Origin of the sequence: Pseudoalteromonas sp. C2R02, assembly GCF_018860845.1 — a bacterium.
Classification (GTDB): domain Bacteria; phylum Pseudomonadota; class Gammaproteobacteria; order Enterobacterales; family Alteromonadaceae; genus Pseudoalteromonas.
Map to the genome: position 1 here is coordinate 38,477 of NZ_JAHKQC010000043.1, position 22,378 is coordinate 60,854.

A 22,378-nucleotide genomic window follows, 5' to 3' on the forward strand; every position below is an offset into this window, starting at 1 on the left:
CTATTACTAAGTTAGATCTTAACATCAAAGGAGATGTTTTTATTTAAAGACCTAACTTAGTTAAATATGCCAGCATACGGCCAAATTATTAGTATCAAAAAAGCTTTGATCAGAACTGTAATGCTTATTACAGCTTTCTGTCTGATCTTGTCTGTTTCTGTTTCCACTTACTTAGATATCGAAAAACAACGCACTCTCACTGTCGATAAATTAACCACCTATGCCGATGTGATCGCTTTCAATGCCCAAATCAGCTTACTTTTTGATGATGAAGACACTGAAGAAAATAGATTAAAAGCATTTCGAGCTGTTAAAGAAATCAGAAATATTCATATTTATAAAATTGATGATTTTAGTAATGAAACTGAATTTTTCACCAGCTACAATGCACCTAACACCCCTCCTATTCCGGCAAGGTTAGATAGACTTAAAGCACCTTATACTTCTGAATTGGCGGGTAATTATATAGATGTAATTAGGCCGATAATGTTCGAAGAAATCATTCAAGGTTATGTCTATATCAGAGGCGACCTATCCTCTTTGAATGCCTATATAAAAGATAAATTAATTATAGATATATCAGTCGCTTTTTTTGTGTTAATTGTTGTCTTTATACTTAGCTTCAGGATCCAACGTCGATTAGCCAAACCCATAGAAGGGCTAAGCGCATTAGTACAAGATGTTTCAAAAAATAAAAATTATGCGGTTAGAGCACCGCATGTAAATATATTTGAACTCAATCAACTAAGTCACAGTTTAAATGTACTATTTTCTCGTACTCAAGCCCAACTTGAACGTCAGAAAAAAGATGAACAAGAGATAAGATTACTAAACCAAAACTTAGAAGAAAAAGTAAATCACAGAACAATTGCCTTAAAGGAAGCAAATCAGGAGTTATTAAATACGCTAGAAAGGATGCACCAATACCAAAATCAAATTGTTGAAAATGAAAAAATGGCCTCATTAGGTCAAATGGTTGCGGGTGTTGCCCATGAAGTAAATACACCAATAGGTTTAGGTGTAACGGGCTCGACCTTGCTAAAAGATAAACTGTCTGACATAAAATCTGCTTTTGATAATAAAACATTGACATCAAAACAGCTCTCTCGATTTATAAATGACGGTATAGAGAATTTAGAGCTGGTTTATCGCAGCTTAAACCGTGCAGCTGAGCTTATATCTAGCTTCAAACAAGTTGCTGTTAATCAAGATACTGAAAGCAATTTAATGCTTAATATGAATGATTTGATTAATGAAGTGTTACTTGCAATGAAATCAGAAATTGCTTTAACACAGCATCATGTCGTTGTTGAATGCCCTGAGTCACTCAAAATACACTCAAAAGCCGGTCCACTTCATCAAATTTTGCAAAATCTAATTGAAAACTCCCTGATCCATGCCTTTGAAGAAATGACCTCTGGAGAAATTTTAATAAAAGTTGCGATTGATGAAGGCCAATGCCAAATAAATTATACTGATAATGGTAAAGGTGTATCTGGCAATATAAGAAATAGAATATTTGACCCCTTTGTCACTACAAAAAGAGGCGAAGGCGGTAGTGGTTTAGGTATGCATTTAGTATATAACCTAGTAACCCAAGCACTCAAAGGCAGGATCACGCTAAATAATACGGGTTCAACAGGCGTTAACTTTATCATTACTTTCCCAGTAAATGGGGATCTATAATGGTTAAATTTCATCATTTTATTTCTAAAAACATATTATTTACTGCACTATTTCTGAGCCTGATTTTCACCCATAATGATGCTTTTTCTGAAGAACTCACAAAAGTACGATCTGCTTTTATATTTAAACTGTCTAAATTTTTGACTTTCCCAGCACCAAACTCAAATGAAATGAATTTTTGTTTTTTTAATAATAAACAAGGACCTGGGAATTTTCTACATAACAAGAAAGGGTTGAAATCTCAGAAAAAACCAATTTCAATCATTTTTTTCGATGATATTAATAAAATCACGGAACTTAATCAAAAATGCAATATCATATACATGAGTGAAAATATACAAAGTAAAATTGATAAACATTGGATTAACAAAATAAGCCCTAAAGTTGTGGTGATTGGTGAAACACTTGAGTTTTTAGATTTAGGTGGATTAGTTGCCTTGATACAAGAAAGGAACAAAGTAAGAATATTTATCAACAAAGCTAAGTTATCCCAAAGCCAAGTTAAAATAGAGTCTCGATTACTTGCTTTAGTAAAATTTCACCCTCAATAGCGCGTATGTGTATAAAAGGATTTAATCACCTTATTACGAGTTTTACTTGTTAACAAACCGATAAGCACCTATAATCGCTAGATATTCGCACGATTAACATTTTTATTATTAATTGTAAACTAAACATTTCCAAAAGGTTACAAATGATGCAAACACCAGTCATTCTAATCGTAGAAGACGAAGATGTCACACGACTAAATCTCGTTAGTTTATTCCAAGCTGAGGGATATAAAGTTGTCGAAGCCATTAATGGTGAAGATATGCACGATAAGCTATCAGCAAATGACGATGTCAACTTAGTAGTAATGGACATCAATTTACCGGGTAAAAACGGCCTAATTTTAGCCCGCGAACTGAGACAACAAAAAAATGTTGGTCTTATTTTCTTAACTGGCCGTGACAATGATGTTGACCGTATTTTAGGATTAGAAATTGGCGCAGATGATTATATAACTAAACCATTCAATCCTCGTGAATTAACAATTCGCGCGCGTAATTTATTAACTCGTACGTCAAGTTCGGACGATGAAAGTGAATTAAGCACAGATGGCGTAGTAACGTTTAATGGTTGGGAACTTGATGAAAACAGCCGCTGCTTAACTTCTCCTGCAGGAGACTCTAAACGTCTTCCTAAAGGTGAATATCGTGCATTACGTTTAATGCTAGATTCACCAGGTCGTATTTTTAGCCGTGAGCAACTTATTAAGCAAATGACTGGCCGAGAGCTTCGCGCTAACGACAGAACGGTAGATGTTACAATACGTCGTATTCGTAAACACTTTGAAAGTGATGATACAACACAAGAGCTGATCAGCACAATTCACGGTGAAGGTTACCGCTTTATTGGTAAATTAGATAAATAGAACAATGTAGTTTATCTATTTTAAAAAAGCCCGCAGTTTTTAAACTGCGGGCTTTTTTATTGACTTAAATTTAAATACTTAACTATTTAAAAGCACGCGTTAAATATTTTTCTAACTGTTCTAAGCTCAAGGTAATACTTTGAGGTAATTCATCAAGCCAGGACTGCCTTTGTTGCGCTGTTGCAGTATGTGTATTGTTTTCCATCTCTTTTGCTAAAAGTTGAACTGACTTTAAACCAACCGACCCTGCTGCACCTTTTAATTTATGCGCGACCGATTGATATTCATCTAAATCATTTTCGCCTAAAGCATCTTGCATTTCAGTAATATATAAAGGACCTAATTTTTCAAGTAATCGACTACTTTTAATAAAAGGATCTACTCCCATTGATTCAACAAAATCATTGATTGTTTCTAGATCTAAAAGCTTAGTCTGTGCTATCAATTCAGGACTATCGCGATGAACTGACATAATCTTAGGTTCAGGATTTTTAGGCTCTTGTGTTGCCGTTGAGTGTGGAAAAAGCTCAGCTAACATGCGATCTAAACGCCCAGTATTAATTGGTTTAGCTAATGCGCCCTGTATATTAATCTCAGCTAAGTCTTCTTCAGCACGTCGTACATTTGCGGTTAAAGCAACAATTGGTAATTTATCAAAATAGCTGTCTTCTCTAATAATGCGTGCGACTTCATCACCATTTATATCTGGTAATTGCATATCAAGTAATACTAAGTCTAAGTCATCCTCAGTTTCAACAAATGAGAGTGCATCTTCACCTGTTTCAGCCCATATCACCTCATGCCCTCTTTGCTCTAATAAGTTTGTAGCTATTTCAGCATTTAATGGTACATCTTCTACTAATAAAATATTAAGTCCACGACCATCATATAGTCGTTGCTCAGGCTCTGGCGCCATAGTTAATGCAAGTGGTATCTCCATAGTAAAGCAACTACCACGCCCTTGCTCACTTTCAACTGATAGTTTACCATCCATTGCTTCAACTAAGGCTTTAGTTACAGCTAAACCTATGCCTGAGCCCAATGCGTTACTGCCATTAACATCTGGTACTTTATAATACATATCAAATATTCGATTCATTTCTTGAGGCGCAATACCAATACCACTGTCAGCTACTTCAATCATTAACCAAGGACTGCCCTTTCGGTACTCTCGAATAGAGGTGAAGCTTACACCACCAGCATCAGTAAATTTCACAGCATTATTAATTAAATTCCATAAGACTTGGCGTAGGCGTGTGGGATCAAGTTGTGCAAATACATCTAATTCGCCCTGTTGCTCCACTTTAAACTCAAGTTCTTTTTGTTGCGATATCACTCCGCCAAAATTAATAACATCATTTAAAAAGTCAGATAAGTTAATGCTTTCACACGCAATATCTAACTGTTCACGATCAATTTTATCTAAGTCGATAATATCATTAAATATATTACCTAGCGTTTCAGCACTTGAAAATACCGTATTACACCAACTTTTTTGCTCATCACTTAAGTCTGTATCAAGTAACATGCGAGTTAAACCAACAATGCCATTAAGCGGAGTTCTAAGCTCATGGCTTAATGTGGCAATAAACTTGCCTTTATCTTTATATGCAGTTTCTAATTCTTGTTCGGCTTCTTTACGGCTTGTTATATCACGACCAAAACCTAATAAACCTATGTACTCATTTTTATCATTGAAAAATGGGACTTTGCGCATTTCAAACCAATGAGTTTCACCCTTAATGTCATACTTAACATCTAAAGTAACCGCGATATGTTTTTGTTGTACTTCTTTATCTGTTTTTAATACAGATGGTAAATGAGAACCGGTATAAATTTCACTCGCATGCTTACCAATCAAGTTATCTCCAGATAAGCCTACAACTTGTTCAAACATACGATTACAACCTGCGAAACAACCACTTTCATCTCGGTAATAAAATAAATCTGGCGAGGAATCTACGATAGATCTCAGTAACACACCTTGCTTAGCGAGCTCTTGTTGTGTTTTTTTACGTTCAGCAATTTCCCTTCTAAGTTCATCAATAGCACGACGTTTAGCTTGAAATGCCATTTTACGTTCATCAATTTCGCTATTTAAACGTTGAATATTGTCTTTTAAGGTCTGATTTAATAGTTTTTCTTGTTGAGTTGCGTTTTCTAAGAAGTCATAGGAGGCATTCAAATGTGCAATCAAATTTATCGTGACATAAACTAAAACAGGTGAAAATAAAGCGGTCAAAATAATATTTTGTAATAGATCAAACCAAGCAATAGAGCCTGTAGCAACATAATAATAAGTACAAGATAAGATAAGCGCGATAAACAATAGTAAAGTATACAAGATGGCACTTGCTTTACTATTACCCCATCGAATAACAAAAGAGGATAAAATACGTACCCAAGGGGTAAAAGACGATTCAATCATATAAGTAAAAGGGGCTCTAAATTAAAAACCCCTCTATTGTAATCAACTCATCATCATTTGTACTTAATAATTATACTAATTAAGTATTTTTATTTGACTTGAGATGCTTGCAAAAGAACAAGTATTTAGATTTTTACTGTCTAAAGAAACTATTCCCTTACGAGCAGTACTTGAAGCATCACGTTTAAGTAATAAACTATAATCAACACCTTGAATAGCGCCTGTACCTTTTGCTTGCATAGCACCAGTATTACATAACATATTATTAAGCTTATAGAAGTTATAGCGTGCAAAAGGTTGTGATGATGTCACTGTTGGCGTTTGAGCATTTGTGGTGTTTGTAAACTTCCAACTTGCAAAATCAACAGAGAGTGCTCCATTTCTAAGTGTTATAGAGTCTTGATGAGTTAAATAGTAACTTGTAAACTCTTCCATTTCTATACTCGATGCTTGCAACTTTATTTGCCTGCCCTCTTTTTGCGTATCAAAAATCCAGAAGCCACCTTTACCTAAAACATCAAATTTAACTGTTTCACCATTTTCATTCTTACTGCGAGATATTGCGACACTCGTCCCTTTATCCAAGCCAAAAGCAAAACGGTTATCTGTCTCTATTGCCGTTTTTATCAATCGTGGCTGGCGTGCTAGTGAACTAGTTTGAGTATCAAATACACCCCATGGGAACATATTAAAGACAGTAGAATTCAGATAACCCAAGTTTTTTTCAGACTCTAGGGCAATACAATCTAATCCTAAGTTACATGCTTCATTACCTGAACTCATCACTGTTGAAGGCGTTAACATGACCTGTAAACCATCACCTGAGAATATCGTCGACTTATTACTTAAACCATGAATACTACTACCTTCAAATCCGAGTATTATTTGCTTTTGTATTAGCATTTCTTCAACTTTTTTTAATAACTCAGATTTTCCACCTGTTGGTAAGTAAAAACTATGAAATGCTAAAAGCGGACTACCATCAGCAATAAAAAGTGCATCAGACTTTTTTAAAGTGTCAATAAATGCATCTTTCTTTTTACATTGAGATACCTGCTGTTTAAATAAGTCTGGATATAAAACTTTTCGGCGATAACTTGCCAGTTTCTTTATTTGAAACTCTTCTAAGCTATCACACGATGTTAAATCATATTGCTTAGCCACTAATGCGGTTTGCATAGCAGAGTCAATTGCGAGCCAGTCAGCTTCAAACCCTAACTGCTCAAAAAGATTCTGAAAATAATCTACATTTTTATAAGGGTCTCTATCATTACCAGTAATAAAGGCAATTCTAGGCTTTCTCTTTTTCCCTGAGACTGCTGATGCTGCTTTATAAAAAGCTTTATAAGCTAAAATTGCTGATTGATTATTAGTTGATTTTATATCTACAGCTGTATTTAAGCGCTTACCTGACTTGGTTGATTGCTTTTGCTCTAATAAATCAAATAAATTTTGTTTTTCAAATTCAAATAAATTTGACCAAACATCTCTACCTTTGAGGTCTTCATTTAAGTAGCTAAAATTTTGTCGGCGTAACATGCGAACAAATAGTCTTTCACTAAGCTGTTTATCATCTAATTGTGGTTTTAATACTTTAAATAATGCAATTGTTTGCTGTTTTAATTCTGGTTGGTCAGTCCAAGGGACTTCATTTAAGCGCTCAAGAGCCTGCTCGGTTATGGTATAAATAGCCGGTTGTTTTGCGTTTTCACTGAATCCATCTGCCTTTTTATCTTTGGAGCAGTGCTGTAAATTTTCGCTAGAACAAAAAGATAAGTTTTGTCCAAATAAAAATAAATCTGGCGTTGCAGCGCTAGCAACGTTCAGATTTGCCAACAAAAACAAACCACCTAAAACACTTATTTTAGTTTTGAACAAGTTCATACTGATACCGTTTTTATTATTATTAAAATCAATTTTCATTAAGTATTAAAATGAAGCAACATCTCCATTCTATTAACCTTAAAAGCGCATTCTATCAATATCTCTAGCAATTTCATATATGGATTATTGACAATAAAAAATATCAAGCGCAATTATTTCTCATCATACTAAAAAGAATAATTTTGGCATATATCATGCTTATTAAGTTTATATATTCACTGATTTTTATTATCAGTGTCAAATTATTGATGTTGGAGTGTATTTATGGAGTTTGTTTTATTGTCGATCTTGGTTTTAGTTGTTATTGCTTCTATGGTCACAACTAAACTCACTGATAGTGGAAACCCTTACCCTTTTACTAAAAAAGAGACTTTATATACCCATATAGAAAAAGGCTTTTTGAGTTTATTAGAGCGTGCTATTGGCAACGAATACAAAATTGTTAGCCGTGTAAAGTTAATTGACGTGATTGATTTTAAATCTGACACGACTTCAAAATCAAAACGTGTCGCATTAACTAAAGCACAAAATAAACAATTAGATTATGTATTACTTGATAAAGAAACCATGAATATTGTTGCTGCGATCGATTTAGTGAATAACAACAATAAACAAGGACATAAAGCACAAAAAGATTGGTTTGTTAATGGTGCTTTAGAATCAGCAGGCATTCCTCATATCAGAATGAAAGTAAAAGCAGGATATAAACCATTAGAAGTACGACAAGCAATTATGTTTAAACTTGGTAAGTCAGCACCAAAAAAACCTATGGTAAAGGCACGTACTTCGAGCAAACCAGCGGTTTTATCTGCATCCCAAGTTAAAACGCAATCTACAGGGCTTGTTCAAGCTTAGCTATTTTTGTAACAACTGAGTATAATATATAAAAATATTATTTAGAGTTAAGTAAATGAAAATTGGCATTATTGGCGCAATGGAACCGGAAGTAGCAATTTTAAAAGATGCTATGGAACAAACTGCTGTAACACAAAAAGCAGGCTTTACTTTTTATGAGGGTAAACTTGCAGATCAAGACATCATATTAGTGCAATCAGGCATAGGTAAAGTAGCATCGTGTATTGCGACAACTTTATTGATTGAATCTTTTTCGCCTGATTGTGTCATTAATACCGGCTCGGCCGGTGGGTTTGAACCAAGTTTAAATGTAGGCGATGTCGTTATAGCTTCAGAAGTACGTCATCATGATGTTGATGTTACAGCTTTTGGTTATGAAATGGGCCAAGTACCAAATATGCCTGCAGGTTTTAAAGCACACTCAGCTTTAATCAGTGCAGCTAAAGATGCAATTGCACAAATGCAAGGTATTAAAACGATGACAGGCTTAGTATGTACTGGTGATTCATTTATGTGTGATCCAGCACGTATTGAAGTTACTCGCTCACAATTCCCTGATATGCTTGCAGTTGAAATGGAAGGCGCAGCAATTGCACAGACATGTTATCAACTAAATACACCATTTGTAGTTATTCGTTCTTTATCTGATATCGCAGGCAAAGAATCTCCAGAATCATTTGAAAGCTACCTAGTTAAAGCTTCAGAAAATTCATCAAAAATGGTGACTGCGCTATTAGAAAAACTTCAAACGGTTTCTCTATAAGTGATTGACGTATTAGAACAAATATTTTTGACAGATTCTGCAAGTTCGCATGAACTGCTAGAGATTTTTGTTTTATTACTTGCTCTTACAGCTGAGCGTTGGCTAACTTTACCGCGCTCATACCACCCCGCTACATTATTATTTGTTATTTTTTCAAATTTACAAAAACGTGTTTATAAACAAAACGACGCTAAGAACTACCAAATTTTATCTGGCTCTTTAGCTGCGATCTTACCCTTAATGGTCATTTTAGCCTTATGTTATGGGCTATTAATATTTGCATCTTACCCTGAATTATTATCTGGCTTAATTTTATATTTGTGTTTGGAAAGTCAAAAATTAGAACAATCAATTAATAGGTTGCCGCTTCTATTAAGGCAAAAACAAAAATCTGCTGCAAGAGATTTACTCAGAGTGTGGCTTAGACGAGAAACTAAAAACTTATCAGAGCCTGGGTTGATCAAAGCTGCAATTGAAGCCTTAACCTTACGAAGCACCAGACTTTACTTTGCAGTCTTATTTTTTTATTTGATTGGCGGTCCTATTGCTGCTTTAGGCTATAGAATTTTAACCATAATGCATGCCAGTTGGAGTAAGCAATATCTACCAAACAGCCCTTTTATTCAGCCAATTCGCAATCTCACATATATTTTAGAATGGTTACCTATTCGTATCGTGGCTATTTGCATTGCTTTAAGTAAAGAAACAAAAATGAGCTTTCATTATATAAACCATTACGGCAATCATTTTTATCATAAAAATACGGGCTGGCTATTAAGCTGTATGAGTGCAGCATTAAAAATACAACTTGGCGGACCAGCATTCTATTGTGGAACTCACTTTGCAAAAATACGTGTAGGACAGTACCCTGTACCTACATTACCTAGTATTAAACATGCCATAACACTTATAAACCGCGTAAAAGTATTGTGGTTTTGTTTTATTATTTTATCTAAAGTGAGTATTTACCTTGCGTTTAACCTCTAAATTTACCGCTATTATCTTATTACTTGTGAGTTTTAATAATTACGCTTCAGCACAAACAAATAAACGAATTGCGACCCTAGCACCTCATTTGACCGAATGGGCTTATAGCTTAGGTTTAGGTGAAAATATTGTAGCTGTTAGTGCTTATAGCGACTTCCCTGAACAAGCAAAAAAACATCCCGTTGTATCTGATGTTAATGGTATCAATTTAGAAAAGTTAATCGAGCTAGAGCCTGACCTTGTATTATTATGGCAAAATAGCCATGTGTTAGGTCAAGTTGAAAAGCTAGAAGCTTTGGGGATTGAAGTTTTCATTTCAACGCCTAAAACACTTGAAAGTCTCGCAACTGAAATGCTACGTTTAGGTGAACTTACAAATACACAAAATAAAGCAAAACAAGTAACAGATGCGTACCTTTCGGATTTAGCAGATTTAAGAGCCAGATTTAAAGATATACCAAGGAAAAAAGCATTTTTTCAAATTTGGCATTCCCCTTTGATCACCGCAAATGGCGACAGCTGGATCCAAAACCTGATGGATGTTTGCCAATTTGATAATCCATTCGCTGAACATGAAGTACCCTACCCTACGGTAAATAAAGAACAAGTTTTAATGCATAACCCTGATATTATTATTATTTCTGAAAAATCAGATAATAGCGTGCAATTAACAACTTGGGATCCGTTACCAATGATCACCGCAGTTAAAAATAAGAAAGTATTTAATATCAACCCAGATCATTTGCATAGGTTTACTAGAAGGGTATTAATTGGCGTTGAAGAGTTATGTAAATTAAGTCAATAAAAAATTTTATTTAGAATCGCACTGTAGCTTTTTACATTTAATTTGATGAAGTGAGACTATTAATGTTGAATAACATGACTAGTCCCACTTTTTTATAATTTACTACATGGTCAATTTACTGCCACGCAGTAGCTACAATGTAAATGCGCAGCAGATATTTTAAGCAATTGTAATTTTGGCAAATTTACGTTTACCTACTTGATAAATTTCTTGTGACCCTTTATCAAATGTTTGCTTAGTATCAGATATTTTTTCTTTACCATTTAGCTTAACAGCACCTTGCTTGATCATTCTCATCGCTTCAGAAGTACTGGCAACCAAACCTGCTTCTTTTAATAAGTTAGCGATGCCAATTTCTTCACCATCTATTGTGATAGTTAGCTCAGGAATTTCATCTGGTAATGCTTTCTTTTGAAAACGCTGAATGAAATCTTGATGTGCAGCTTCTGCATCTTCTTGCGAATGAAAACGTGCAATCATTTCTTTAGCAAAATCAATTTTGATATCTCTTGGGTTTGTACCCGCAGCTATCTTAGCTTTTAAGCCTTCGATTTCACCTAAAGATAGGCTACTTAATAATTCGTAATAGCGCCACATTAGCTCATCAGAGATAGACATGATTTTACCAAACATTTCTGTTGGCTTATCAGTAATACCGATGTAATTACCTAAAGATTTAGACATTTTTTGAACGCCATCAAGACCTTCGAGTAACGGCATCATTAATACAGTTTGTGGCTTTTGACCTTCATCTTTTTGAAGTTCACGACCCATTAATAAGTTAAAGCGTTGATCTGTTCCACCTAGCTCAACATCCGCTTCTAATGCTACAGAATCCCATCCTTGAACTAAAGGATATAAAAACTCATGGATAGCAATCGATTGGTTATTTGCGTAACGCTTTTTAAAATCATCACGCTCGAGCATACGTGCAACTGTTTGACGTGCTGCTAATTTGATCATGCCAGCTGCACCTAACTCTTCCATCCAAGTAGAGTTAAAAGCAACGGTTGTTTTAGCTGGATCTAAGATTTTAAAGATTTGCTCTTTATATGTTTCAGCATTAGCTAATACATCTTCACGTGTTAATGGCTTACGAGTTACATTTTTACCCGTCGGGTCGCCAATCAAACCTGTGAAGTCACCAATTAAAAAGATAACTTCATGACCTAAATCTTGAAATGTCTTCATTTTATTGATTAAAACAGTGTGGCCTAAATGCAAATCAGGTGCAGTTGGATCAAAACCCGCTTTTATTTTTAATTTTTTTCCCGACTTTAATCTTTCAAGTAAGTCATCTTCAATTAATATTTCTTCAGCACCACGTTTTATTTCAGCAAACGCAGCTTGTAAATCACTCATCAAATACTCCAAATAATATTTTAGCTTTTAGGCTTATAACGCTATGCCTCGATTCTAGCTTATTATTCTCCTAGTTTATACGGCTATACCTCGCTATATTTACACAAAATTCTGGTATCTGAACAAAAATCATTATATGCTGAAATATTGTTATACAATATCATTTAGGTAGATACAAAAAAATGATGGTAAAAGCGGTACAAAAAATACCGAAAAAACACAAGTTAGTCATATTAGGTTTGTCTACTTTAATGTTAGGACTTACGCTGATCCCAGCAGAACAAGCAACAGCTTCTAAAGACAATGATGCTAAAATTTTAGAAATTGGTAAGCGTTATAATTTAGATCTTGAAGTTGTTAAGAACACACCTAAAATACAAGAAAAACTTGAAGAATCTGCCAAAACAGAAATTGAACAGACGAATACAACCAAAGTTCAAGTAATACCTGAGGTTGATACGTCTATTAACTTTAAAGATTTTAAAGTTAAAAAAGGCGATAATTTAGCGATTATTTTTAAACGTGCAGGCTTTTCAGCTAAAACATTACATAAACTAATAAATTCAGATAAAAACACAAAAAAACTAACACAAATACATCCAGGCGATACGCTCAGTTTTGCTAAAAATCCAGCTGGTGAATTATCACATTTGAAATATATCTTAAATAGAACTGACACTTTATTAATCAGTCTTAATATTCAAGATAAATACCAATCACAAATACAATCAAAAACGATTGAAAAACGCACTAAATCGTCATCAGGTCTTATTACTTCTAATTTTTGGAATGCAGGTGTTGATGCGGGTTTAAATGACAAACAAATCATGAACTTTGCTGATATTTTTGGTTGGGATATTGATTTTGCAAACGATATTCGTAAAGACGATCAATTTACTCTGATTTATGAAACCCTACATATTGAAGGTGAATATATAGGTACAGGTCAAGTACTTGCAGCAGAGTTTATTAATCAAGGTGAAAAGTACAGCGCAATTTTACACACTGATGGCAATTTTTATACTGCACAAGGTCGCAGTATGAAAAAGGCATTTTTACGTGCCCCAGTGAACTTCAAGTATATTAGCTCAAGCTTTAACCCTCGCAGAAAACACCCTGTAACAGGCAGAGTTAAAGCTCATAGAGGCATAGATTATGCTGCAAAAACAGGAACCCCAGTTGTTTCTGCTGGTAATGGTAAAGTAATAAAAGCGGGATACAGTAGATTTAATGGTAATTATGTATTTGTTCAACATGGCACAAAATACGTCACTAAATACCTGCATTTACATAAGCGCAAGGTTAAAAAAGGCCAAAAAGTAAAACAAGGTCAATTAATTGGTACCGTAGGCGCTACAGGGCAAGTAACAGGTGCTCACTTACATTATGAATTTTTAGTAAATGGTGTTCATCGTAACCCTAGAACCGTTAAGTTACCTAAATCGCAATCATTACCTAAATCTCAATTAGCTAAATTTAAGCCAATTGCAGATGACTACCTAGCAAAACTCAGTCGTAATCGAGAATTGCAACTTTCTATGATAGATAAATAGGTATTGATAAAATCAGGGCATCCCCTTTTGCCCTGAGTGTAAATATTAATTTAAAATTTAGTCCAAAACTCCCAACCACCTCCTATAATTAAATTAATATCAGGAGGTGGTGATGAAAATACTTAGTCAGCTTTTAATCTCTTTATTTATTATACTCACGCTTATTACTTGCAGCTTTAATCCCTATGAAGATCAGCAGGTATTATCAATTGCGCCATCGGTAGAAGCGCCATTGCTCAAAGTAACAAGTCATATAAGAAATAGCCCTAGACCGAATGATCCGACAAAATTTCCAATTGAATTAGGAGAAGTGGGTCCCACCCTGCCATTATTTTCTGGTAATTTAAATTACCCTTTTTCATGCCATACCCAAGCATCAGGTTTGGGTCAGCCTTTGGTTGATAACCAAGAGTTACTTGGTATGCCTATTTTTGAACTTGATTCAAACGGTGCAAAAACACATAAAGTGCTCGGTTTTAGTAAGGATTGTTCAATACCAAGCCAATTAAGATTTTTTAAAGTCAGCAATGGTAATAAAATAAGCCAAATACACGACGCTAAAGACATAAGAGCTGATGATTTATTACTACGCATAGAGCAAGGCACAATTAATAGATATATCTATGCGATTGTGATGCCGATTAAAATAAATGAAATGCCCGATAGATTATTAAACTCTTTATGGAATAAAAAGTTGATATATCAATTTGCAGGGGGTGTGGGCATAGGTTTTAGACAAGGAAAACTAAACCCTAAAAAACTGATCAGCAGGCGCATATCACAACTTAAAAAAGGCTATGCTGTTATTTCAAGCACAGCTAATAAAACCAGCTTTAGCTATAATATGCTGCAAGCCGAAGATACCGCTAGAAGAGTAAAAAAACAGTTTATTTCGTTATATGGTGAACCTTTATATACAGTAGGTATCGGAGGTTCAGGGGGCGGGTTAGCACAATATCTTTTAGCACAGAATAGCAAAGGGTTAATAGATGGTGCCCTGCCCTTATATTCATACCCTGATATGATCAGTCAAACTTTATATGCCTTGGATTGTGATTTATTAAATAGCTATTACACCTTTAAAAGCTCATTAGAAGAGTGGGATGTTGCAGATAAAAAACGCTCCATAGAAGGTTTTAATAATGCAAAAATCGAACATAAATCTTGGTTTTTTTATCCATTCAATCAATTGGCCAACGCTAAAAAGATATATATCCCAGAAAATTACAGTGAATGTATTCATGGCTATTTTGGCTTAAGTTCTTTAATTAATAACCCAGATCAGGGGTTTATAAAAAATATTTTCTCTCCTGAGGTTAAGCGTCAAGCGCATTGGAGTTATTGGCAAGATTTAATCAATATACTAGGAAAAGATGAACAAGGCTTTGCTAATTCGGCTTGGGATAATCAAGGCGTACAATACGGGTTATCGTCTTTACAAAAAAATATCATTTCGCCCAAAGAGTTCATTCATTTAAATTACAATATTGGCGGCTGGAAACCGCAACGGAAAATGAAACAAGAGCAGTTAGTATATTTGCCCTTTACCAAAATTCCTATTTGGATGACCCAGTGGAGTAGACACAACATTTATAAAGCAAAAAAAGGCCCTGCTAAACGCACAAAAGCATCAAGTAAAGCCATTGAAAATGCTTATCGCTATGGACAAGTTTTTATTGGCTTTAACGATATTCCTACAATAGACATCCATCATTATTTAGAGCCTCAATTAGATATGCATCATATCTCGACTTCATTTGCCACTAGAGTGCGTATTTCACAGCAAACTAAAAATCTAAAAAATCATAAAATATGGATTGCTCACCCTGATCATACGCCATTAGAGGAAGCATTTTTAGCCATGGATGAATGGTTACTTAAGGGCGATTCAACGCAACTACAAAACCAAACGAGCGATCGCTGTTATGACAAAGATGGCAACGTAATCGCTCAGGGTATTAAGGTATGGGATGGTGATTGGAATAATAAGCCTCATGGAAAATGCACTTCAACTTACCCTATTTATACGAACAGCCGAATTCAAGCAGGCGGCCCTTGGCAAGGCAGTATCTTTAAATGTAAAACCATGTCAGTTGAGCAAGCAATAAAGTTAGGGCTTTATGGTGTTCAAGATATGACTCAATATATAGATCAGCTAAAAGAAATTTATCCTGATGGTGTATGCGATTATCGTTTTGATGATATCGCTAAACCGCGAGATATGGCTTTAAATCAAACTATATATGATCTGAGTAACGATTAATATCACCAATAAAGGCCAAATAAATTTTTGGTAACGACTCATTTGCTCATTTGACATTCTAGGCGAAAACTTTTCTAGCAATGGAACAAGTATGATAAGTGCAACAAATAAGCTTAATAAAATAATTAATACGGGAGGCATGTTTGATCCTTTGCTTTTTAAGATAGGTTTATATTATCACTTATCTTAAAAATAAAAAAACGCGCGATATTATAAAATATCGCGCGGTAAAGGTCGGGAGGTTGAGCCCTAAAACTTTAATTTATAAAACGAGTCTGTATAAATCACTCTTTCTGAAATTAACCTACCATTGCAAGCAAGATACCTGCTGCTACTGCACTGCCTAATACACCAGCTACATTTGGACCCATAGCATGCATTAATAAGAAGTTATGCGGATTACTCTCAAGCCCAACTTTATTAACAACACGAGCAGCCATTGGTACTGCTGATACACCTGCAGCACCAACAAGTGGATTAACTGGCGTTTTAGAATAACGATTCATCACTTTAGCCATTAATACCCCAGATGCAGTGCCTATTGAAAATGCAACGGCACCTAAAGCTAATATACCTAAAGTTTCAATCGTCAAGAACGACTCCGCAGCCAACTTAGAGCCTACACCTAAGCCTAAAAATATCGTTGTAATATTAATCAGCTCATTTTGTGCAGTTGAACTTAAACGGTCTACAACGCCACACTCTCTCATTAAATTACCTAAACAGAACATGCCCACTAATGGTGCTGCTGCTGGTAAAAACATAATGATTAAAACTAATACCAATAGCGGAAAAGTTATTTTCTCCACTTTTGATACATGGCGTAATTGCGGCATTGCAATCTTACGATCTTCTTCGTTAGTTAATGCACGCATAATAGGTGGCTGAATTAATGGTACTAATGCCATATATGAATATGCAGCAACTGCGATTGCACCTAATAGTTCAGGAGCCAATTTAGAAGCTAAAAAGATTGCTGTCGGACCATCTGCACCACCAATAATAGCGATTGCTGCAGCATCTTGTAATGTAAATTCAAACCCAGGAATATAATTAAGTGCAATAGCCCCAAATAAAGTAGCAAAAATACCAAACTGTGCAGCAGCCCCTAACAATAACATTTTAGGATTTGCAATTAATGCACTAAAGTCAGTTAACGCGCCTACTCCCATAAATATGATTAATGGAAATACACCTGAATCAATACCAATCTTATAGACGTAATAAAGCATACCGCCTACTTCAGACATACCAGCAAGTGGTATATTTGTTAGTATTGCACCAAAACCAATAGGGATTAATAGTAGAGGTTCAAAATTTTTCATTATTGCTAAAAACAATAATAAACACCCTACCGCTATCATTATTAACTGTGTAAATCCTATATTGGCAACCCCAGTAGACTGCCATAGATTAAGTAATCCTTCCATAACAGCTCCTAAGCGATTGACAACAAGGCATCGCCAACTGAAACAGCGTCACCTTCAGAAATATATACTTCGCCAACAGTGCCCGCTTTAGTTGCTCTTATTTCAGTTTCCATTTTCATAGCTTCTAAAATAATAACAACTTCACCTTCTTCTACTTGATGACCCGCTTTCACTTGTACTTTAAATATGTTGCCAGATAATGGCGCGGTTAAATCTTCAGCATCACTTGCAGCGGCAGGAGCTGCGGCAACAGTTTGTTTTGATGAAGCAACAACGTCTTTAAGCTCACCATTAGGTGCGACCACAACATCATAAACTTTGCCTTCAACTTGCACGCTATAACGCTCGGTTTTACCTGACGCAGGTGCTGGTGCTTGCTCTAATACCGCAGGTGCACTTTCCAATGAAGGTGCGGGTTCAAAAGCGTCTGGATTACTTTTATTTTTAAGGAATTTCAAACCAATTTGAGGGAATAATGCATAAGTTAAAACATCATCAATTTGCTCATCTGCAAGTGAGATATTATCTTCTTTAGCAGCAGCTAATAAAGCAGTTTCAAGTTCTGATAACTCAGGTTTTAATAAATCTGCTGGGCGACAAGTAATGACTTCTGCACCATCTAGTACTTTATCTTGCAGTGCTTTATTTACTGGTGCTGGTGTTGAACCATATTCACCTTTAAGTACACCAGCAGTTTCTTTACTAATTGATTTGTATCGTTCTTGCGTTAATACATTTAAAACTGCTTGTGTACCAACAATTTGTGAAGTTGGCGTAACAAGAGGTATGTAACCTAAGTCTTCACGTACTTTTGGGATCTCTAGTAATACTTCATCAAATTTATCTGCTGCACCTTGTTCTTTTAACTGACTTTCCATGTTAGTTAACATGCCACCAGGTACTTGAGCTAATAAAATTCGACCATCAACCCCTTTTAAGCTACCTTCGAACTGAGCATATTTCTTTCTCACATCTCTAAAGTAAGATGCAATTTCTTCTAATAATGGTAGATCTAAACCTGTATCTCTTTCCGTGCCTTCAACAATCGCAACCATAGTTTCAGTCGCACTATGTCCATAAGTCATACTCATAGATGAAATTGCGGTATCAAGCATATCGATACCCGCATCGATTGCTTTTTGGTATGTTGCAGTACTTAAACCCGTAGTGGCATGACATTGCATCGCTATTGGCACATCTACTGTCTTTTTCAAGCCAAGAATTAACTCTTCAGCTTCATATGGTCTTAATAGTCCGGCCATATCTTTGATACAAATTGAATGACACCCTAAATCTTCAAGCTGTTTAGCTTGGGTTAGCCATGTATCTAAATTGTGAACTGGGCTTTGTGTATATGAAATTGTACCTTGTGCGTGAGCACCTACTTTTACAGCTGATTTAATTGCAGTTTCAAGATTTCTAACATCATTCATCGCATCAAAAATACGGAAAACATCAACACCATTTGTATGAGCGCGTTCAACAAACTTTTCAACAACATCATCAGCATAATGACGGTAGCCTAATAAGTTTTGACCACGCAATAACATTTGCTGCTTAGTATTAGGCATTGCTTTTTTTAATGCCCTAATACGCTCCCAAGGATCTTCACCTAGGTATCTAATACATGCATCAAATGTTGCACCACCCCAAGATTCCATTGACCAATAACCCACTTTATCAAGTTTTTCGGCAATCGGGAGCATATCTTCTAAACGAAGTCGAGTTGCTAAAATTGACTGATGTGCATCTCTTAATACTAACTCGGTAAGTTTTAATTTAGACATAGAATAACCCCTTATGATTTCTTGTGACCATGTTGTTGTCTGTACTGATGAATTGCCCCTGTGATTGCAGCTAAGTGAGCAGCAGGTACAGTTGACGATTTAGTCGTGATTGTATTTTGTGTTTTGGTTTTATTATTTGTTACTGGATCTTCAGCATATTTAGCTAATACAGACGACATTAATTTAACGACTGAAATCAACAACAGTAAAAAAACAAAAACAACTACCATGCCGGTAAGCATTAAATTGGCAGCCTCTAATAACAAAGATGTTATATCCATCTTCTTTTCCTCATTCCCAACAATAAATCTTAACTTAAATCAGTTTAAAACTGTGAATTAATTAACACCCCTGAAACTCAAAAACCTGAATCGAGGTCAAATAATTAAGCTTTAATTCACATTATTTATACAAACATGATAATTACCACGCAAATATTGTCAATTGGTAAAACCAATTAATTTTTCAATAACAGTAAAGCACAATATTTTTACATTGATATATACTAAAAATATTATGTCTTATAAATCATAAGATTAAATTATAATAATTATTAATTTGAATGATGTGACGTTTACGTTAACGTCAATCTTAAAAGTATTTTTTTGCTAATATATTGACAAAACTAGTTAATTTTTTAGCTGGCATTAAAATTGGTAAAGATTCAGGTTGAAAAACACACATTTAAAAATTAACATTTTTGTCAAGAAATGAGGTTTTAATTCTTTTAGTGCGTTATTTTATTTCTTAGAAATGCCAACAAATAGCATAAATAGTTAATATGCAAAATTTTCATGTCGGTAAAATATGACTTATAACTGACTAAAATTGGCTTTAATGGCTTTTATTTGTTCAAAAAAATAATGGCATGATTAAGTTTAAAACTAATAAAACAAGGGGAGCAGCTTAATGATATTTATTATTTATAGTTTGAAGGGTTTTAATTCTCTCTAGCTTGTTATTTTTACTTATTATCAGGCTGATTTAACAAAATAATAAGTGAAACAGCTAGAGAGCTTATAAATGTCTGTGGTTTTAAAACGAGTTTATTCAGAAATGTCCTTCAATCGTTCCCATACAGCAACAACATGTGCCTTATCTTCATCAGATAACTCACCGCCTCGATAGGCTTTTACTAAAGACTTTTCAATATTATTATTAAGCTCTTCAATTGTAAGCGCTAACTCTTCTAGCTGTGCATAACCAACAGCAAGATCGAAGTGCCCTTGAATATAGCTGCCAGCAAATAACTCATCATCAGAGGCTGTTTCAACTAAATGTTCAAAAAATGTTTGCGCCTGATCTACATATTCTTTTAATGTCATTTTTGTTCCTATTGATACCAATTCCAATAAATACATGACCAATTTAAATTTGATCACTAACTTATTAAAGTTGCTATAATTTCTAATTACCAACCGCATACATAACATGATCATTAAACCCAGTGATCACTTTAATATATCCACTTAGTGCTTCATCTAATTCATTGTCGCCTGTATCACTTATCAGAGGACGGCCGTTAAGAGCTTGTAATTTAGTTTTTGTTGCCACTAAAATAATATTATCTCTACCAATTAACCTAATTACTTCTGGGCTTAATTGCTGATTACCTCGACCAAATATATGACCTTGACCACCAATCAAAGTGATCACTAACTTGGTTTTTAATCCTTGCTCTATTTGTTCTTTAATTACTTTTACAAGTTGATTAGCTGTAACATCGGATGCAATTAGTTCATGATCTTCAATAATGTCCACACCAAGTAGCGTGTTATCTAAACCTATTTCTTGCATTACTGCTGCAACTGTAGAGCCTGAACCTATTATATATTTCTCATCATCTTCCATTTGAGAAGCAACATAAGCAGCAATATCATCTAATACAAGTTCGTCGGTTTCCTTACCGCCACTTTTAACGCTTTGTATATATCTCAGCTCAGAAGGTACTTGCATTTCACCATACCTTTTTGCTTTTACACTACCTTGTCTAAATGCAACTTCATCAATATCCATTACATCTGCATCTTGAACTGTAACTAGCTCTCCTGTTACCAATAATTCAACGACACGCCCTGCTGCTTTTGGTGTAATTGCATAAACACCAGAGTGAATTTTACACCCTGCCGGAATACCTAATACAACACAAGTATCTTCCACTGCATGGCATATATTACGAGCAGTGCCATCTCCACCCGCAAACAGGATAAGATCAACACCTTTATCTCTTAAAGTTTGTGCCGCTTTTTCGGTATCCTCAGCAGTAGATTCCTCTTTAGATTGATAAACAACTTGCGTAACAAAACCAAGTTCACTCGCTACCTTCTCACCCATTAATCCAGTAACCGTATAAATTTCCATTTTTGATTGGTAGGGAAGTAAAACTTCAAGTGCAGCGCGTGTTCTTTGGTTTGACTTTGCCACAGCACCTAATTCAAATGCTTGTTGGCTCATATTATCACTGCCTTTAAGCGCAACACTACCGCCCAAACCAGCGACAGGGTTGACTATTAAACCTAACTTAAATTTTTTCATTGTATTTACCAGTTAAATCTTTGTTCTGTTAGTGGCCAAGGAGTTTGATAAAAGTCACTAAATGCTTTTAATAACGCTTGTGTTCTTTGGCAAAACCCGTTTTCGATATATGTTAAAACTTGTTGATGCACTTTCTGTTGAAAGCTCACTCTGCAAGGTTGTTCGCCATTTAAATTATCTGCAGATACATTAAACTTAAACCCTGCAGCCATACATAATGCCCACTCAATTGCCTGTGGTTTTATTTCTACTTTTTCAAATTCAGCCTGTTCGATTTCAGTGCGGCCATCAGGACAGTACCAATACCCATAATCCTCGATCAATCTGCGTTGTTCACCTGCAATTAACCAATGCGCTATTTCATGCAGCCCACTGGCGTAATAGCCATGAGCAAAAATAATTCGGTGAAAATTGTTTTCTTTATCTGCAGGAAGATAGATAGGCTCATCATCACCTCGAATAAGTCGAGTTTGATAATTTTGATAGAATGTATTATCAAAAATAGAAATTAAGTCGGATATTTGGTGCATAAAATATTACTTGGTTTAAACCTAAAAACGAGTGTTCATTTTACAAAATAGTAAAAACAAAAAACACTACTTATATCAATATGAGTAGTGTTTTTT

General features: G+C 35.0%; 18 protein-coding genes. 9 read left to right on the forward strand and 9 right to left on the reverse strand.

Features of this window, described 5'->3' with window-relative positions:
- The first annotated feature begins 66 nt into the window (after window positions 1–66).
- The 3 genes from KO527_RS21155 to arcA all read left to right on the forward strand — a co-directional run bounded on the left by KO527_RS21155 (window position 67) and on the right by arcA (window position 3,100).
- The gene (locus KO527_RS21155; RefSeq protein WP_216042236.1) at window positions 67–1,686 is read left to right on the forward strand and encodes an ATP-binding protein; all 1,620 of its coding nucleotides are present in this window, start codon (window positions 67–69) and stop codon (window positions 1,684–1,686) included.
- The gene (locus KO527_RS21160; protein ID WP_216042237.1) at window positions 1,686–2,237 is read left to right on the forward strand and encodes a YfiR family protein; all 552 of its coding nucleotides are present in this window, start codon (window positions 1,686–1,688) and stop codon (window positions 2,235–2,237) included. The genes KO527_RS21155 and KO527_RS21160 overlap by 1 nt, the downstream gene beginning before the upstream one ends.
- A 146-nt stretch (window positions 2,238–2,383) precedes the next feature.
- Window positions 2,384–3,100: a two-component system response regulator ArcA gene (gene arcA, locus KO527_RS21165; protein WP_216042302.1), complete on the forward strand. Its 717-nt coding sequence runs from the start codon at window positions 2,384–2,386 to the stop codon at window positions 3,098–3,100.
- Between the two features lie 82 nt (window positions 3,101–3,182).
- Here the strand turns inward: arcA and arcB are convergent, their stop codons facing one another.
- A complete protein-coding gene (gene arcB, locus KO527_RS21170) occupies window positions 3,183–5,528 on the reverse strand; it encodes an aerobic respiration two-component sensor histidine kinase ArcB (protein WP_216042238.1) in 2,346 nt (781 codons plus the stop codon).
- Between the two features lie 75 nt (window positions 5,529–5,603).
- A complete protein-coding gene (locus KO527_RS21175) occupies window positions 5,604–7,412 on the reverse strand; it encodes a hypothetical protein (RefSeq protein WP_216042239.1) in 1,809 nt (602 codons plus the stop codon).
- Window positions 7,413–7,676: 264 nt separating this feature from the next.
- Here KO527_RS21175 and KO527_RS21180 point away from each other — a divergent pair, with 264 nt between their 5' ends.
- The 4 genes from KO527_RS21180 to KO527_RS21195 are packed head-to-tail and all read left to right on the forward strand — an operon-like array spanning window position 7,677 to window position 10,822.
- Window positions 7,677–8,267, forward strand: a complete 591-nt coding sequence (locus KO527_RS21180; RefSeq protein WP_216042240.1) for a DUF2726 domain-containing protein — start codon at window positions 7,677–7,679, stop codon at window positions 8,265–8,267.
- Between the two features lie 55 nt (window positions 8,268–8,322).
- A complete protein-coding gene (mtnN, locus tag KO527_RS21185) occupies window positions 8,323–9,030 on the forward strand; it encodes a 5'-methylthioadenosine/S-adenosylhomocysteine nucleosidase (protein WP_216042241.1) in 708 nt (235 codons plus the stop codon).
- The gene (gene ampE, locus KO527_RS21190) at window positions 9,031–10,017 is read left to right on the forward strand and encodes a regulatory signaling modulator protein AmpE (protein WP_216042242.1); all 987 of its coding nucleotides are present in this window, start codon (window positions 9,031–9,033) and stop codon (window positions 10,015–10,017) included.
- Complete coding sequence (locus KO527_RS21195) at window positions 10,001–10,822, forward strand: cobalamin-binding protein (protein ID WP_216042243.1); 822 nt, start codon at window positions 10,001–10,003, stop codon at window positions 10,820–10,822. Before ampE ends, KO527_RS21195 begins: the two co-directional genes overlap by 17 nt.
- A 159-nt stretch (window positions 10,823–10,981) precedes the next feature.
- On the opposite strand, the gene tyrS is transcribed toward KO527_RS21195, so the two are convergent.
- Window positions 10,982–12,184 carry a tyrosine--tRNA ligase gene (gene tyrS, locus KO527_RS21200; protein ID WP_216042244.1) on the reverse strand — a complete coding sequence of 401 codons (1,203 nt, stop codon included), beginning with the start codon at window positions 12,182–12,184 and terminating at the stop codon, window positions 10,982–10,984.
- 185 nt (window positions 12,185–12,369) lie between these two features.
- On the opposite strand from tyrS, the gene KO527_RS21205 reads away from it, so the two are divergent.
- Window positions 12,370–13,737, forward strand: coding sequence for a peptidoglycan DD-metalloendopeptidase family protein (locus tag KO527_RS21205; protein ID WP_216042303.1), 1,368 nt, complete (start codon window positions 12,370–12,372; stop codon window positions 13,735–13,737).
- 112 nt (window positions 13,738–13,849) lie between these two features.
- Window positions 13,850–16,000: a DUF6351 family protein gene (locus tag KO527_RS21210; RefSeq protein ID WP_216042245.1), complete on the forward strand. Its 2,151-nt coding sequence runs from the start codon at window positions 13,850–13,852 to the stop codon at window positions 15,998–16,000.
- Between the two features lie 299 nt (window positions 16,001–16,299).
- Here the strand turns inward: KO527_RS21210 and KO527_RS21215 are convergent, their stop codons facing one another.
- The 6 genes from KO527_RS21215 to KO527_RS21240 all read right to left on the reverse strand — a co-directional run bounded on the left by KO527_RS21215 (window position 16,300) and on the right by KO527_RS21240 (window position 22,282).
- Entirely contained in the window at window positions 16,300–17,430 is a 1,131-nt protein-coding gene (locus KO527_RS21215; protein ID WP_216042246.1) for a sodium ion-translocating decarboxylase subunit beta, read from the reverse strand.
- 8 nt (window positions 17,431–17,438) lie between these two features.
- The gene (oadA, locus tag KO527_RS21220) at window positions 17,439–19,217 is read right to left on the reverse strand and encodes a sodium-extruding oxaloacetate decarboxylase subunit alpha (RefSeq protein ID WP_216042247.1); all 1,779 of its coding nucleotides are present in this window, start codon (window positions 19,215–19,217) and stop codon (window positions 17,439–17,441) included.
- Between the two features lie 11 nt (window positions 19,218–19,228).
- Window positions 19,229–19,498: an OadG family transporter subunit gene (locus KO527_RS21225; RefSeq protein ID WP_216042248.1), complete on the reverse strand. Its 270-nt coding sequence runs from the start codon at window positions 19,496–19,498 to the stop codon at window positions 19,229–19,231.
- 765 nt (window positions 19,499–20,263) lie between these two features.
- The gene (locus KO527_RS21230) at window positions 20,264–20,542 is read right to left on the reverse strand and encodes a YfcL family protein (protein ID WP_216042249.1); all 279 of its coding nucleotides are present in this window, start codon (window positions 20,540–20,542) and stop codon (window positions 20,264–20,266) included.
- An 82-nt stretch (window positions 20,543–20,624) separates the two neighbouring features.
- Window positions 20,625–21,752: an ATP-NAD kinase family protein gene (locus KO527_RS21235; RefSeq protein ID WP_216042250.1), complete on the reverse strand. Its 1,128-nt coding sequence runs from the start codon at window positions 21,750–21,752 to the stop codon at window positions 20,625–20,627.
- 5 nt (window positions 21,753–21,757) lie between these two features.
- Window positions 21,758–22,282, reverse strand: coding sequence for an elongation factor P hydroxylase (locus tag KO527_RS21240; protein ID WP_216042251.1), 525 nt, complete (start codon window positions 22,280–22,282; stop codon window positions 21,758–21,760).
- Window positions 22,283–22,378: the final 96 nt, after the last annotated feature.